The sequence below is a fragment of the Marinicella gelatinilytica genome, assembly GCF_026410405.1.
Lineage (GTDB): Bacteria > Pseudomonadota > Gammaproteobacteria > Xanthomonadales > Marinicellaceae > Marinicella > Marinicella gelatinilytica.
On the sequence record NZ_JAPMLN010000005.1, the window covers coordinates 132,309 to 146,205 of the forward strand.

A 13,897-nucleotide genomic window follows, 5' to 3' on the forward strand; every position below is an offset into this window, starting at 1 on the left:
CATTTACTCGCTAACTTTAATATCAGCAAGCTTCATTTCAAGTAAGGCTTTACCGGAATAACCTTCACCACTGAGTAAAGCCAACTGGTAGGAATCTTGGGCTTTATCCGGGGTATTTTCTGCCACAAAAATATCACCTTTAATTTCTTCTACAACCGTTTTGTAAGCACCTGATTGAACCATCGCGAGTTGTTCCCGCGCGGCATCATAGTTTTCATTGGCAACATATAATCGAGCCAAACGTAAACGCACCATTTCTGCAATGGGTTTACCGGCTTTGGCGTCAAGAACAAACTGGTATTCTTTAATGGCTTGATCAACTTGATCTTCAGCTAACCATCGATCGGCCAAGGTCATATGCGCTTTCATGGCGTAATAATTAGCAGAATATTTCTCATCATACTGTGCCAATGCATCCGCTGCCTCGCTTGGTGACTTTGTTTCAAGCACGGACACCAATTGTTGATACTCCATAGCAGCTGCTTGGTTTTGTTCAGCTTGTGTATTTTGCCATTTGGCATAACCCCATAAACCACCGATGCCTAATGCAATACCCGCAAAAATGGTGAACCAGTTTTGGCGCAACCAATCTTTGATGATTTGTTCTTGTTCGTAATCATCATATTCTTCAAGAGCCATAGTCTTTTCCTGTCAAATGGATTTGATAAAAGCAGGTTATTTTACCTGATAAGTGATTAAATTACACCCACGCAAAGCCTGCAAACACATAATTAATAAGCAAAAAAAAAGTCGCAACCTGTGCGACTTTTTCATAATTTGGCTCCCCGGGACGGGCTTGAACCGCCGACCTAGTGATTAACAGTCACCCGCTCTACCAACTGAGCTACCGGGGAAGAGTCATAATTCTTGCCTCAACAAGAACTGGGCATTTTACCCTTAACAAGACGAGTGTCAAGTCTAATATGGTCATTTTTTTAGCTTCTTGTTAATGGCACTTAAAAAACCACGCAGCATATCCATTTCATGTTTCTCAACACCCATTCGATTAAACATCATGCGGAATTTTTCGGTCATAGAAGCATAATTAGCCGAATTTAGAAAATCCAAATCAGACATGGTTTCAAATAAGTGTTGATAGAAACCACTCATTTTTTCATGATTACAGCGATTATTATCGTGTGATTCATAGTTTGCAGAATCACCATCATCGTTTGTCATTTTCGCTTGCATACGCAATTCATAAGCCGCCAATTGTACTGCTGCCGCTAAATTTAATGAAGGGTAATCAGGATTAGCCGGGTATTTAACCAAAAAATGACAACGTTGCATTTCTTCATTGGTTAAACCATAACGCTCTTTACCGAACAACATCGCCACCTGATCGCCGTTAGCAGCTGCCTCAATCATTTTTTTGGCTGCTTGACGCATATTTAGCATAGGAATATCCATGCCACGACTGCGTGAACTGGTACCAAACACCCACTGAGCATCATGTATCGCCTTATCCAGGGTGTCACTCATCACTGCCTCTGATAACACATCATCGGCACCGGATGCGCGTGCGCGTGCTTCCGGCGAAGGATGCGTTTCCGGATTGACTAATGACAAGCGACTTAAACCCATCACCTTAAGCGCTCTGGCAGAGGCGCCAATATTCCCAGGATGTGTGGTACCTATCAGCACCATGTTAATTTGTTTCAGTCTGTGCATGAACAGATGTCTTTTGCGATGAATTTTGCTATCATACGCGCTTGCCCTCGTAACATCAATAACATGTCTCCGGAACTTAATATTGCTCATAAAGCCGCTTTGAAAGCGTCAAAATCCATTGAACAACTCATCTTTCAAAATGAGTTACTGTCCGTCCAAAAGAAACTACAAAATGGTTTTATTGATAAAGCTGTTGAGGTTAGTTTAAATGATATATTTTATACCCTTAAACGGGCCTATCCTGATGACGTTATTCGCACTGAAGACAGTGTATTAACGGCTGATGATAAAGGTGACCGTACTTGGTACATTCAGCCTTTAGCAGGTACCGCTAATTTACTTTATGATATTCCGCATTGTGCCATAGGCTTGGTAATGACAGAGCAAAATAAACTAAAACACGTCATGGTTTTTCAACCGCTGACAGGTGACTGCTTCACCGCCACCCGTGGCAAAGGGGCTTTTCTGGACAATAAGCGCTTGCGCATCGACCAACACAAAGAAATGGCGGCCGCCATTGTTGCCACTAATCTGCCTGACAATGAAACATTGGCCACAGCCCATGGATTGGCGCTCAGAAATATTAATAAACAAGTGGCCGGTTGCCGCATGTTGGGTTGCGACATATTAGACCTGACTTGGGTGGCAGCGGGTCGTTTAGACGCATACTGGCAACCACAGGCACCCGCTATTACCACCATGATTGGCGAACTATTCATGACCGAGGCCGGCGGTCAATGTGTTGATTTTAACTGTAAGCAGGACAGTCAAAAAAGTGGACAACTGATTGCCACCAATCTTAAACTATCTGCACAACTTAGCAAACACATCAGTCCGGGTTTTCAAAGATAGAAGCAATAAAATAAGCACAAAAAAACCCAAGTCTAAGCTTGGGTTTTTTTATGTTCATTTGAAAGCTATTATGGAATGTGGTCTAAATTTCCACCTTCTTTGGCCACCGGAATTAAATCTTCACGACTGACACCTAAAGCCAATGTCGCTGTGGATGCCACAAATATAGACGAATACGTTCCAATAACCACGCCGATAATCAACGCGAAAGCAAAAGAATTAATCAAGTCACCACCAAAAATATACAAGGCAAACAACACCAACATGGTGGTAAATGAAGTCACCACAGTACGTGATAAAGTCTGGTTAATCGAGGTATTAATAATGGCTTCTGTTTCTGCTTTACGGCCGGATAAAAAGTTTTCCCGTATGCGATCGAATACCACAATGGTGTCATTCAGGGAATACCCTATCACAGCCAACAATGCCGCCAACACAGTCAAATCAAATTCCACTTGCCAGATGGCAAACACCCCGGCGGTAATAATGACATCATGCACCAAAGCAACAATGGCACCTAATGAGAATCGCCATTCAAAACGAATGGTCACATACACTAAAATACCAAAGATTGCATACAATAAAGCCAAAGAACCCTTTTCAACCAACTCATCACCCACTTGTGAACCGACAAAGTCAGCCTTTGAAATTCGGGCGCTGGCGTCATGCTGCTGTAATACTTCTAAAATTATATTACTGAGTTTAGCTTCATCAGTGCCGGTTTGTGGATTGTCGTTTTCTGTCACTTCAACAGCCATGTCAGTGGTTTCCTCTATCGGCGGCAAAGTAATTTCAATGTCACGACTGGAACCAAAATTCTTGACCACCGCATCCGCATAACCGGCATCACTTAACTGGGTTCTCACGTCTTCTAATTCAACGGCTTCTTCATAATGCACCACAATCACCGTACCACCGGTGAAATCAAGTCCAAAATTAAAACCTTTGATAACAATGGCCACGATAGCAATAACAATCATGATGGACGAAAACACCATGGCAATTTTCTTTTTGCCGGTGATGTCGTAGTTTGTATCTCCAAAAATATTCATTATCAGCTCCCTTAAATGGCGATGGATTTAAGACGTTTCTGACGCCCGTATATTAAATTAACGATGGCTCTGGAAACGATGATTGCGGTAAACATCGAAGTCAAAATACCAATCGACAAAGTCACGGCAAATCCTTTTATGGGACCGGTACCAAAAGCAAACAATACCACGGCTGCAATCAACGTTGTGACATTGGCATCAGCAATGGTGGAAAAAGCTTTATCGTAACCGGATTTAATACTGCTTTGAATCGAAGAGCCTGTTCGCAACTCTTCTTTAATCCGTTCGAAAATTAAAACATTGGCATCCACCGCCATACCAACAGTTAACACAATGCCGGCAATACCGGGCAAGGTCAATGTCGCCCCGAATAAGGACAAACAAGCCACCATCAATACCACATTAATGGTCAAAGCTATATTGGCAATGACACCAAACATTTTGTAATAAATCAGCATAAAGATCACCACCAGCACCAAACCAATCTGAACAGATTTAACACCTTTATCGATGTTATCTTGACCCAAAGACGGTCCAATGGTGCGCTCTTCAACAATTTGTACCGGTGCAGCCAGAGCACCTGCGCGTAATAATAAGGCCAGTTCAGTGGCTTCTTTTTGATCTAAACCGGTGGTTTGAAAGCGATTTGAGAAAACGCCATTAATACGGGCATTACTAATCACTTCTTCTTTATTTTTGTATTGCATCACACCTTCTTCGTTTTTACCTAAAGGAATGCGCTCTTTAAAGACCACTGCCATGTTGTTACCCACATTGTTCTTGGTAAACTCCAACATGCGTTTAGCACCGACACTGTTAATCTGTACCGATACCGCTTGGCTACCGGATTGTTGATCAAAGGTGGCATTGGCATCCACCAATTGATTGCCGGTAACAATGACCCGGTCTTTTAATAACACCGGGCGACCATCACGGTCATAAAATAATGATGAACCGATAGGCGTTCGACCCGATTGGTGTGCAGCCACCGCATTATTTTCCATATCTGTGGCACGGTATTCTAAGGTCGCAGTGGCATCTAAAATATTTTTGGCACGGGTGGTGTCCTGAATACCCGGTAATTGCACCACAATACGGTCTACGCCTTGTCTTTGAATAATCGGTTCTGCCACCCCGATTTCATTCACCCGAGAACGTAAGGTGGTCAGGTTTTGCGTTAAAGCATTTTCTTTGATATCACGAATCGATTGATCCGTTAATAAGGCTGTGATTTGCGCTTCACCATTATTTGTTTGTAATTCAAAACTTAACTCACTGAAATCACGCTTAATACTTTGTAACGCCTTATCTGCAGTTGCTTCGTCGCGAAACTCTATGGATAATCGATTCCCATCCCAGCGGATACCTTTTTTCGGAATTTTTTCTTTAATTAAACTTGCTGTAATATCAGAACGTAATTGCTTCTTTTTATTATCAGCCGCTTCTTTCATATCCACTTCCAATAAGAAATGCACACCACCCCGCAAGTCCAGTCCTAAGTTCATGGCTCGACCACCTAAAGCAGCCAGCCAGTCAGGAACATTGGGTTTTAAGTTCATGGCGGTATCAAATCCCGGCAATTCTTCCTTTAACACATCCTGCGCTTTACGCTGATTATCCAAATCATTGAATTTGACAATGGCAGAACCATTATCTTCAACAACAGAATCAAAACCAATTTGACGTTCAGTCAACGTATCTTTGATGATGTCAATGGTGGCAACCTGTAAGTCGCTTTGGTCGTCAGGCTTAACTTGTACAATCGGGCTTTGGCCGTAAATATTGGGCAACGCATATAAACTGCCCAAGGCCACGACCACCAATACCAAGATGTATTTCCACAGTGGATATCGATTCATAAAAAATCCTTATTTAATTGATTTGATGGTGCCTTTGGGCAACACTTTTGAAACTGCATTTCGTTGCACATGAATCTGCGTGTTGGCCGCGATTTCAACCGTAATAAAGTTATCATCTAATTTAACCACGGAACCTAAAGTGCCACCATTGGTGATGATTTCATCGCCAATGGCCAAATTAGAAACCATTTCATTATGCGTCTTCATACGTTTTTGCTGCGGTCTGATCAGCATAAAATACATAATCACAAAGAACACACCGATAAAAATAAATGAAGTCATTGGACTACCGGCTTGGCCACCTGACTGGGCCATGGCATCAGAAATGAAAAAGTTCATGGTTAAATCTCGTTTGGTTAAACTAAAAGCGCGCTATTATAGCACCGTCCGCATCTCATATAAGCCTCAGTGGATTTTTTTTCAAGTCTCTGTCATATATTAGGCTGAAATTAAATCCATTTTTTAATTGTTTTAATCCCTATGAGACTGAATAAAGTTAGTTTCGATTGATTGATTCAACTGATGGACTCTAAGGCGTTTAATGTTTTATTTTTATGCCCATGCTCAATCCATTTTTAATGCGACACTTAAAACAACTCACCCTTTATTTATTACTGGGGTTATTATTGCTGTCTTTTTCAAGAATAATGCTGACCTGGTGGCAGTATGATCGCCTGTCTTCAGCCAGTCAATTAGGGCCCATTTTAATGGGTGGTTTACGTATTGACATCAGTCTGTTGTTGCAGTTGGCCTCAATTCCACTGTTATGTTTATTGGGGATTCAGTTGTTTAATACCTCAGGTGGTTTCTTTAGTCGGTTTGTACGGCATTATTATCCTCTGACATTGGTGCTTTTGGTGTTTTTTGAATTGGCCACCCCCACTTTTATCATGGAATACGACACCCGTCCGGACCGTTTATTTATCGAATATTTGGTTAGCCCCAAAGAAGTCTTGGGAATGCTGTTTAATGGTTATTTACTGTCAACGCTTTTGATTTTAGGTCTGACCGGATTAGTCACTTGGTTTTTCTACCATTTATTTAAGACAGATAGGTCGCTCAAATCACATATCTGTTGGCCAGGTTTGTCCCTTTTAGTGTTGCTAATCCCGGTTTTTGCATTGGGTATTCGTTCCGGTTTACAACACCGACCCATAAACCCGGCGATGGTGTCATTCAGTCAGGATCGCATGCTCAACACCCTGCCGCTGAATTCGCTCTATCAGGTACTATACGATGTCTATCAGATGCGCCATGAAGCCTCCGCGGCTAAAATCTACGGCAGCATGCCCACCGATGACATGCTGACTATTATTCAGAATCAAATCGGCCCGGATAAATTACTCAATAACCAACAAATTCCCAGCCTGCATAAAGCCCCTGCCAGCGTAACCAAAATCAACAAAAACCTGATTATTGTGGTGGAAGAGAGTTTGGGTGCGCAATTTGTTTCGGCTTTGGGCGGTCGCCCGGTCACCCGGCATTTAGACCAATGGGCGGAAAAAAGTTGGTGGTTTGAGCGTTTATATGCCACCGGGACGCGCTCGGCCAGAGGCTTGGAAGCCATCACCACCGGTTTTCTACCAACACCAGCCAGAGCCGTGTTAAAACTACCCAAAGCTCAACAGGATTTCTTTTCCATTGCTGAACTATTGGCTGATGAAGGTTATGAAACCGCTTTTATTTACGGCGGTGAATCGCACTTCGATAACATGCGAGGATTTTTCTTAGGTAATGGCTTTCAAACCGTTATCGATCAAAATGATTACCAGTCTTATGAGTTTATGGGTAATTGGGGGGTCTCAGATGAAGATTTATTTAATCAAGCCTTTGATTACTTGAATCGACCCAGCGACCAACCCAAATTTACCCTCATTTTCACCTCCAGCAACCACACACCCTTTGAATTCCCGGAGAATAAAATTGAGTTGTACGAACAACCACCGCAAACCGTTAATAATGCCGTACGTTATGCCGATTATGCGGTCAATAAATTCCTTAACAAACTTGAACAGAACGGCTTTTTTAAGACATCCGTGGTGATGGTGGTGGCAGATCATGATGCAAGGGTGCAAGGCGCACAATTGGTACCTGTCCCTCATTTTCATATACCCGGCCTGATTATTTCAGATGACATTAAGCCCTTTAAAGATCATCGCCTGGTGAGCCAAATCGATTTGGCGCCCACTTTGATGAGCTTGTTAGGTATTGAATCTGCCAATCCGATGACGGGTTATGATTTAACCCAAAAGCCATTAACCATGCCCGGCCGAGCCATCATGCAATACGGTAAGAATCAAGCCTATATGAACGATGATGTTATCACCATCTTGCGGCCTGATGCCCAACATCTGAGTTTCACCAATATCAATGACAACTTAGGGATTCAGTTAGACCAAGCCGATACTGAATTACCCTTAGCCCATGCCCTGTTTGCCAGCTGGGCTTATGATCAGCAGGCCTATCGCTTACCTTAAGTTGTGAAAAAGCTGATTTTTTCACACTGGTTAATCAGCCAGATCTTGTTCAATACGCTGTTTTAAGACCATTATTTCCTGACGGCGTCCGGCATCAGCTTTGGGTCGATCCGGGCGATCCGCAGCTTGCTCTGCCTGTTGTAAATAGTTGAAAGCATCATCTAAACGATCCGTTTCTTCATATAAAAACTCGGCGTAAAAATAATTGGCATCAATGCCTTTTGGATTCAATGCCAAGCCTTTGAGCAAGTGTTGCTCGGCTTTTTTATCGCTGCCAAAACCCAAAGGCCAACCAGGCACTTTGAAATATAAAACACCCAAAGATGTATAGGCACTGCCTTCTAATACTGAGCCATCCATATCAATGGCTGCTTCATAGGCTTTTTTGGCTTTTTTAGCCAAACCCAAAGCCCCAAGCCCGCCTTTGGCACCGGCATACGATGAGTAGACAATACCTTGCCAAACCAAGGCTTCAGGTAAATTATGGTTAACCAGGGCGGCTTGATTGGCTTGCTCGACAAGCTTCTCAAAAGCCTTTTCTTTGGCCTCACCATCGGCCATATAATTAACCTCAGCCCAGTGTGATTGAACCTGCTTAACCTCATCTGTCATGGCGGCCATAGTTGCTGATGAGAGCAACAGCCATAAGGTAATTAGACTAGATTTCATGGGAATTCTCCTGATTTAAGTGTTGCTGAATAATCGGTAAATCCCGATTAATGGAACGACTGACCAAGCCTGGAAACAAGCTGTTTAGTTTGACAAAAAACTTTTCCGGCCAGCCCAAAAAACGTTGTTGTTGATTTTTCTCAATGGCACGCATAATGACATCAGCAATTGCTTGGGGCTTATCTTCGCCATTTTTTAACTGTTTATTCATGGCTTTGACAGTGGTATTGTTAATGCGGGTATCCATCGCCCGTGGTGCTAAATAATGCACCTGAATTCCCTCACTCCGTAATTCCCGGTGTAAAGCCTGGGAAAAACCCAACAAGCCAAATTTAGTCGCACAATAGCTGCTAAACCCCGGATAACCGATACCACCAAACGAAGAACCAATATTAACGATACGTCCCTGACCACCGCCACTCAGCCAAGACAACAGATGTCGGCTGAGCAGTATGGGTACAGTCAAATTGACTTCGATGGTTTGCACGATGGACTGGTCGCTTTGCGCATGGAGAAATCCCGGGAAATTAATCGCTGCATTATTAATTAACAGACGATGGCGATTTTTGGTCTTTTCTGCCGCCACCCGAATATCAGCCAAAACACCCGTAGTCGTTAAATCACCAACGACATAGTCGGCAGGATTGTCCAGGCTATCGACTAATTGCTTTACAAGCGACTCATCTCTGCCATGCACAATCAGCTGTGCCCCGGCTTGGTCGAGTCGCTTGACCAAAGCCTGCCCTAAACCACCGGTGGCTCCGGTTATCAGCACCGTTGAGTGTGCCCAAAGGTGTTTGCCTTTTTTGCTCATGCGAACGTCAACTCCTCAAATATATGTCGATAGAGACGATAAAATCGTTGGCTAGCGTTAACCACAACGGCCAATTGATCATCGCTCAAACGATTAATTAAACCTTCAAAAAATTGTTGATGGCCTTGATCCAAATCGCCATGGGAAATTAAGTAACTAAAGGCCTTATTGGGCAGATTAAGTGACGTTTTTAAACTTTGAGCCACTTGGCTTGCTAAAGCCACCGAAGTGCCTTCCAGGACATGCACCATACCTAAAAAACACAAGGGATCACACCGATTGATACTGTCATAGGCATAACTAACCATCACCTCAACAGCAAAGCTGGGAGCTGATGTTCGCACCATCTCGGCATCACCGCCGCAGGCTTTAATGTCATTTAAAATCCAATCCTCATGACCCAGTTCTTCTTCAATATACTCAGCCATGGCACGTCGTAACCAGTCATCCTCATCTGAAAAGCGTGCACCGGCTTGCATCAGTAAGGGCACCGTGTGTTTCACATGGTGATAGGCGCGGCTGAGAAAAGCCACATAGGTTTCCAGCTTGAGGCGACCGGACAAGGCTTGTTCAATAACAGGTAATTGCCATAATTTATTTTTCTCAACTTCAGTTTGACTGCATAGAAGTGCGAAATTAGAAAGCATGTTGGCAGATTGGGGTTGGCTGGTTGTCATATATTTGCTCCAATTGAGTTGCATGTTTTTTATATATTTCAGAACGGATTAATTTGCCGGTGGCGGTTAAGGTACCATCGAGCTCTGTAAAAGGTGGAACCTTGACCGCAGCCCGTAACCGAGCATAATCAGGTAATTGTTCATTGATGGCTTGAATCAATTGATTCAGGGTTTCGCCATCACAATCAGTGACGCACAAGGCGGTTAAAAAAGCTTGACCATCACCTACCACCATGACTTGCTGAATGGCAGTCAAAGCCAACAGCTCAGCCTCCAACCATTCCGGTGAGATATTACGACCAAAGCCGTTGACAATAAGATGACTTAATCGACCTCGGATGGTTAATTTACCTTGGCTATCGATGGTACCGATATCACCCGTGGCATATGCTTGATTTTTAGTCAATTCGGACCCTTTATCCTCATCACCCAAATAGGCTAAAAACTGTGGTCCGTAATAAATAATTTGCTTATCTTGATCCAAATTAATATCTGCATGATTTAATGGACGGCCCACAGAGTCGGCCGAATTCAAGGCATTATTCAAACAGATCACTGAGCCACATTCACTGATACCGTAGCCTTGATACACTGGCAGGCCCATCCGGTGCGCTTGCTCAATTAGCATCGGCGGACATACTGCACCACCCACTGCCATAAACCGTAACCAGGATAAATCAGTTGGGTTTTCGGTTAGATAATTGAGCAAAGATTTAAGCATGGCGGGCATTAAAATTAGGCTATCAGCTTGATGCTCGACCATGGCTGAAACCAGTTTTTCAGGTTGAAACTGACCTGAGCCCTGTAAGCCAACCTGTGCTAATGAAGGCGAAATAATCTTCAAGCCCTGCCCCATGTTGGTATAGCTGTTGGCATACACTGCTGCCATGTTTTCCAATAAAATACTGTACGGCAGAACACTTAAATGTCGTTTTAAGCCCAGATGCTCGGTGGCCTGTGCCAATGATTGCCCCACCGTTTGTAAATGAGACAAACTTAAACAAACCCCTTTCGGTTCGGCCGTTGAACCGGATGTAAAGGTGATTTTATGGGTACCGGTAGGTAATCCAACCGCCCGTTCTAAGGTTCTCGTCAATACTGTCAGTGCGCCATAAATAGTCACTTCATAAAAACCTAAAGATTGCCAGAATGTTGTCAGGTCATGTTGACAAAATACACAATCGACACCGGCCTGTTTCACCATATGGGCTATTTGTGATGGCGTAAAAAAGTGCGGCACCGGCACAATCACCAATTGATTGTCTGTTGCCCATTGATCAACCGCCAGCCAATCAGAGCTGTTATCAGCATGAATAGCCACACAATGGGGGTTGTGCGTTAATATCTCATCAATGGCGTTCATAGCTAAGCTTTTTGTTATGAATGGCTTGAATGGCTGTGATGGTATGAGAACAATAAACCGCCGGTTTATGACGATAGTATTGCCCCCAATGGTTTTGCTTATCGATTAATTTATCCGCACAGGCAGAAGCTAAAAATTGGGTAGGAATAGATAATTTATTAACTGCTTTAACCATCGGTTCAGACAAGGTATAGACCGTCCATTGTGCCTGCAGCTGGCCAATAAAATTGGCAATGGCACGCACCACCAGGGCTAAATAGCGACGATTCACAATGACAAAGTGACCCAATTCAATCACCGATGAGCGCGGCACTTTTTGGCCGGCATATCGAGCCAGCAGCTGTTCCGCCGGTTTGTTCAGATATTGTTCTGAAAACAAGCTCCCTTGATCAGCATAACGCAGACCAACCGCACCAATTAATTGATCATTTGATTGCTGATAGACACTGATTAAAATCGGAAAGAAATGATGAATGTCAGCATTAAAATGTTGCTTATATTGACGCTGAATAAATTGCTCAATAATGTTTCGCTCTGATTCACTTGTATAAACTAATCGTACATAAGTGCTGGGGGCTTGATGTGAATTTGGTTTTTTTGTACGGCGCTGATTTAATTTAAGACTTGGGTCAGTCGGCTTAAACTGTTGATTGGTGTATTCGCCAATGTCATGGTAATAGGCATATAATGAAGTTAAAATTGGCTTTGTCATATAAACTCACGGGTATTTTCGTGTTTAGAGCACACTGACTGAGCCAATCAATCGATAACCAAAAAAATAATTCATCGTTCGCGATTGTTTTTCCTGAGCCGTTCACTCTAAGCGTTAAACAATCGTTAAATAAACTCATTTGTGATGCAACATAAACAGGATAAGCAACTCGTCAAACAATTATTAAAAGGCCAAACACAGGCATTTAATACTTTTTTTGATAGCTACCACAGCAAGCTGTTTCGCTTTATCTTGGGCCGGGTGGATGGTGATCATGATTTAGCCATGGATCTGGCTCAGGAAACCCTGTGTAAAGCGTTAGATAATTTAAAAGATTATCGGGCTGAAGCCGCCTTATTCACCTGGATGTGTCAAATTGCCCGCAGCTTTATTTATGCCCATTTCAGTAAACAAAAACGACGTCGGCGACACGTTGTTCCGATGGCAGAACACCCATCAATCCGCAAGGTGCTGTTAACCATTGCCGATGGCCAGGAAACCCAACCGGAATTGCAGTTACACAATCAACAAATACAGCAGCTGATTGAAGAAGTGCTTGATCACCTTCCGAACAATTACGGCGATTTACTTACCTGGAAATATATTGATGAGCTCAGTGTCGCAGAAATGGCCGAGAGAGCCAATACCACCATGGTTGCCATCCAATCTGCCCTGGCCAGAGCCCGACAATCATTCCAACAGGCTTTTACAGCACTTTTAAAAACAGACAGTTTGGACCATTTTTACCCGTCAAACTGGGAGTATGAATATGAATAAAGAGCAAGCCGACACTATTTTAAAACAATTGAAACAGCGCACTGAGCCTGATGCGGCTAAACAACAAGCGACTAAACAGGCTGTGATGGCGCATTGGCAGAAGAATCTCAAAAAACAACGTCGACAACGTTTTGCTTGGACAGCAGCGGTTGCAGCTTCTGTCATTGTTGTCTTTGCCCTGGTCTTGGTTATAAACTTTGATAATGGCTCTCAAGGATTACCTGCCATGTACCAACAAGTCGATATTCACGGTACCATTATGCTTGAGCAAGATTCACACAAAGCACAACCCATGACAGCGGATGTCAGTCTAAAACCCGGTGATATTATCGCAAGTTCGTCTGACGGCTACCTGATATGGCATTTAAATGACGGTAGTGAGTTACGCCAGGGACCGGATGCCCGCATTGTCTGGCAGAGTGACCAGCAGATTGAATTATTGACAGGACAACTGTTTCACAACACCGATATCACACAATCTGCGGAACCTTTTATGATTAGCACCAAACTCGGTTCAGTCAGTCATGTGGGCACTCAGTATGTGGTCAAGCACCAACCAAATCGTTTACAAGTGGCCGTTAAAAGCGGCCGGGTCAATATCAGCCGTCAACAAAAACAGCACACTGTCAAAGGTAATGAATTAATGTCGATAAGCCCTGACGGGGTGGAATCAGTGCACACGTTTACCGGGCATAACCATCCCATGTGGTCCTGGACTTTTAAAACCCAGCAGCCCTATGCATTAAAAGGACAATCTTTATATGATTTTGTTGTTTGGATAAGCCAGCATACTGACTTGGCGGTTGACTGGCAAGGGCACCAACAAGCCACACAAGGGGTTTTGTTACAGGGCACCATAGACAAGATGTCTGTAGATATGGCATTAAAAACGGTATTTGCCAGCACCGACTATCAGTATCAAATTGACCAAGGTCGCTTGCAAATTATTAATCAAGACAAGTAACATAGTGGTT

Annotated in this window: 14 protein-coding genes and 1 tRNA gene; 4 read left to right on the top strand and 11 right to left on the bottom strand. The window is 43.3% G+C overall.

All coding sequences use genetic code 11. The annotated features are described in order from the left end of the window. Positions 1-3: 3 nt before the first annotated feature. The 3 genes from OS173_RS04880 to OS173_RS04890 all read right to left on the bottom strand — a co-directional run bounded on the left by OS173_RS04880 (position 4) and on the right by OS173_RS04890 (position 1,671). Positions 4-639 carry a YfgM family protein gene (locus OS173_RS04880; protein WP_267183151.1) on the bottom strand — a complete coding sequence of 212 codons (636 nt, stop codon included), beginning with the start codon at positions 637-639 and terminating at the stop codon, positions 4-6. A 139-nt stretch (positions 640-778) separates the two neighbouring features. Continuing rightward, positions 779-854, bottom strand: a tRNA-Asn gene (locus OS173_RS04885). A gap of 73 nt (positions 855-927) precedes the next feature. Next, the gene (locus tag OS173_RS04890) at positions 928-1,671 is read right to left on the bottom strand and encodes an RNA methyltransferase (RefSeq protein WP_267183152.1); all 744 of its coding nucleotides are present in this window, start codon (positions 1,669-1,671) and stop codon (positions 928-930) included. A 63-nt stretch (positions 1,672-1,734) separates the two neighbouring features. On the opposite strand from OS173_RS04890, the gene OS173_RS04895 reads away from it, so the two are divergent. After that, on the top strand, positions 1,735-2,523 hold the full coding sequence (locus OS173_RS04895) for an inositol monophosphatase family protein (protein ID WP_267183153.1): 789 nt from the start codon (positions 1,735-1,737) through the stop codon (positions 2,521-2,523). A 68-nt stretch (positions 2,524-2,591) separates the two neighbouring features. On the opposite strand, the gene secF is transcribed toward OS173_RS04895, so the two are convergent. From secF to yajC, 3 genes are read right to left on the bottom strand one after another with little or no spacing between them, the layout of a single operon-like run. Then, positions 2,592-3,575, bottom strand: coding sequence for a protein translocase subunit SecF (gene secF, locus OS173_RS04900; RefSeq protein ID WP_267183154.1), 984 nt, complete (start codon positions 3,573-3,575; stop codon positions 2,592-2,594). Positions 3,576-3,586: 11 nt separating this feature from the next. Further along, on the bottom strand, positions 3,587-5,434 hold the full coding sequence (gene secD / locus OS173_RS04905; protein WP_267183155.1) for a protein translocase subunit SecD: 1,848 nt from the start codon (positions 5,432-5,434) through the stop codon (positions 3,587-3,589). A 9-nt stretch (positions 5,435-5,443) separates the two neighbouring features. Further along, positions 5,444-5,773, bottom strand: coding sequence for a preprotein translocase subunit YajC (gene yajC, locus OS173_RS04910; protein ID WP_267183156.1), 330 nt, complete (start codon positions 5,771-5,773; stop codon positions 5,444-5,446). Between the two features lie 239 nt (positions 5,774-6,012). Between yajC and OS173_RS04915 the strand changes: the two genes are divergently transcribed. Then, entirely contained in the window at positions 6,013-7,911 is a 1,899-nt protein-coding gene (locus OS173_RS04915; protein WP_267183157.1) for an LTA synthase family protein, read from the top strand. Between the two features lie 30 nt (positions 7,912-7,941). On the opposite strand, the gene OS173_RS04920 is transcribed toward OS173_RS04915, so the two are convergent. The 5 genes from OS173_RS04920 to OS173_RS04940 are packed head-to-tail and all read right to left on the bottom strand — an operon-like array spanning position 7,942 to position 12,146. After that, complete coding sequence (locus OS173_RS04920; RefSeq protein ID WP_267183158.1) at positions 7,942-8,580, bottom strand: tetratricopeptide repeat protein; 639 nt, start codon at positions 8,578-8,580, stop codon at positions 7,942-7,944. Next, positions 8,570-9,394 carry an SDR family oxidoreductase gene (locus tag OS173_RS04925; RefSeq protein WP_267183159.1) on the bottom strand — a complete coding sequence of 275 codons (825 nt, stop codon included), beginning with the start codon at positions 9,392-9,394 and terminating at the stop codon, positions 8,570-8,572. Before OS173_RS04925 ends, OS173_RS04920 begins: the two co-directional genes overlap by 11 nt. Continuing rightward, positions 9,391-10,071, bottom strand: coding sequence for a TenA family transcriptional regulator (locus tag OS173_RS04930; protein WP_267183160.1), 681 nt, complete (start codon positions 10,069-10,071; stop codon positions 9,391-9,393). Before OS173_RS04930 ends, OS173_RS04925 begins: the two co-directional genes overlap by 4 nt. After that, a complete protein-coding gene (locus OS173_RS04935) occupies positions 10,031-11,434 on the bottom strand; it encodes an AMP-binding protein (RefSeq protein WP_267183161.1) in 1,404 nt (467 codons plus the stop codon). The genes OS173_RS04930 and OS173_RS04935 overlap by 41 nt, the downstream gene beginning before the upstream one ends. After that, positions 11,421-12,146 carry a thermostable hemolysin gene (locus OS173_RS04940; RefSeq protein ID WP_267183162.1) on the bottom strand — a complete coding sequence of 242 codons (726 nt, stop codon included), beginning with the start codon at positions 12,144-12,146 and terminating at the stop codon, positions 11,421-11,423. Before OS173_RS04940 ends, OS173_RS04935 begins: the two co-directional genes overlap by 14 nt. A gap of 144 nt (positions 12,147-12,290) precedes the next feature. Here OS173_RS04940 and OS173_RS04945 point away from each other — a divergent pair, with 144 nt between their 5' ends. Continuing rightward, the gene (locus OS173_RS04945) at positions 12,291-12,923 is read left to right on the top strand and encodes an RNA polymerase sigma factor (RefSeq protein WP_267183163.1); all 633 of its coding nucleotides are present in this window, start codon (positions 12,291-12,293) and stop codon (positions 12,921-12,923) included. Beyond that, positions 12,916-13,887, top strand: a complete 972-nt coding sequence (locus OS173_RS04950; protein WP_267183164.1) for a FecR family protein — start codon at positions 12,916-12,918, stop codon at positions 13,885-13,887. The genes OS173_RS04945 and OS173_RS04950 overlap by 8 nt, the downstream gene beginning before the upstream one ends. Positions 13,888-13,897 lie beyond the last annotated feature (10 nt).

Excerpts from the sequence above, each read along its gene's own strand:
- OS173_RS04930 (WP_267183160.1), bottom strand. The coding sequence starts at position 10,071 with ATGACAACCAGCCAACCCCAATCTGCCAACATGCTTTCTAATTTCGCA.
- OS173_RS04940 (WP_267183162.1), bottom strand. The coding sequence starts at position 12,146 with ATGACAAAGCCAATTTTAACTTCATTATATGCCTATTACCATGACATT.
- OS173_RS04895 (WP_267183153.1), top strand. The coding sequence starts at position 1,735 with ATGTCTCCGGAACTTAATATTGCTCATAAAGCCGCTTTGAAAGCGTCA.
- OS173_RS04915 (WP_267183157.1), top strand. The coding sequence starts at position 6,013 with ATGCGACACTTAAAACAACTCACCCTTTATTTATTACTGGGGTTATTA.
- OS173_RS04890 (WP_267183152.1), bottom strand. The coding sequence starts at position 1,671 with ATGCACAGACTGAAACAAATTAACATGGTGCTGATAGGTACCACACAT.
- OS173_RS04945 (WP_267183163.1), top strand. The coding sequence starts at position 12,291 with ATGCAACATAAACAGGATAAGCAACTCGTCAAACAATTATTAAAAGGC.
- secF (WP_267183154.1), bottom strand. The coding sequence starts at position 3,575 with ATGAATATTTTTGGAGATACAAACTACGACATCACCGGCAAAAAGAAA.
- secD (WP_267183155.1), bottom strand. The coding sequence starts at position 5,434 with ATGAATCGATATCCACTGTGGAAATACATCTTGGTATTGGTGGTCGTG.
- OS173_RS04880 (WP_267183151.1), bottom strand. The coding sequence starts at position 639 with ATGGCTCTTGAAGAATATGATGATTACGAACAAGAACAAATCATCAAA.
- OS173_RS04920 (WP_267183158.1), bottom strand. The coding sequence starts at position 8,580 with ATGAAATCTAGTCTAATTACCTTATGGCTGTTGCTCTCATCAGCAACT.
- OS173_RS04950 (WP_267183164.1), top strand. The coding sequence starts at position 12,916 with ATGAATAAAGAGCAAGCCGACACTATTTTAAAACAATTGAAACAGCGC.
- yajC (WP_267183156.1), bottom strand. The coding sequence starts at position 5,773 with ATGAACTTTTTCATTTCTGATGCCATGGCCCAGTCAGGTGGCCAAGCC.
- OS173_RS04925 (WP_267183159.1), bottom strand. The coding sequence starts at position 9,394 with ATGAGCAAAAAAGGCAAACACCTTTGGGCACACTCAACGGTGCTGATA.
- OS173_RS04935 (WP_267183161.1), bottom strand. The coding sequence starts at position 11,434 with ATGAACGCCATTGATGAGATATTAACGCACAACCCCCATTGTGTGGCT.